The sequence below is a fragment of the Enterobacter sp. CGMCC 5087 genome (assembly GCF_003144775.1).
Lineage (GTDB): Bacteria > Pseudomonadota > Gammaproteobacteria > Enterobacterales > Enterobacteriaceae > Enterobacter > Enterobacter cloacae_M.
In genome coordinates this window covers 1-231 of the sequence record NZ_QFXN01000137.1, presented here as the reverse complement: position 1 = coordinate 231, position 231 = coordinate 1, and the positions used below count along the sequence as shown (strand labels likewise).

1 pseudogene is annotated in these 231 nt (G+C 55.4%); it reads left to right on the top strand.

Features of this window, described 5'->3' with window-relative positions:
• Positions 1–231 (top strand): annotated as a pseudogene (locus DEO48_RS12745) (glycosyl transferase); the annotation flags it as partial.

The window sequence follows — 231 nt, the reverse complement described above, 5'->3', positions numbered from 1 at the left end:
TACACCTACATCAGCAATCCTGCGTCCATTACCCACCGCCCGGATTATTACGATATCCGTGCGGCCAGCTATATTGACGTGATTACCGATATTCTCTCCCTGAGCGAACAACAGCAACACTACGAGACCCGACGCGCACTAGTCAGGCATGCCCTGGTGGAGTGCCGCCATTTTCTCGGATTGTACCGGCGTAAGGTCAGCAACCGGCAGGTGCTGTGCTCCAGCTTTCGC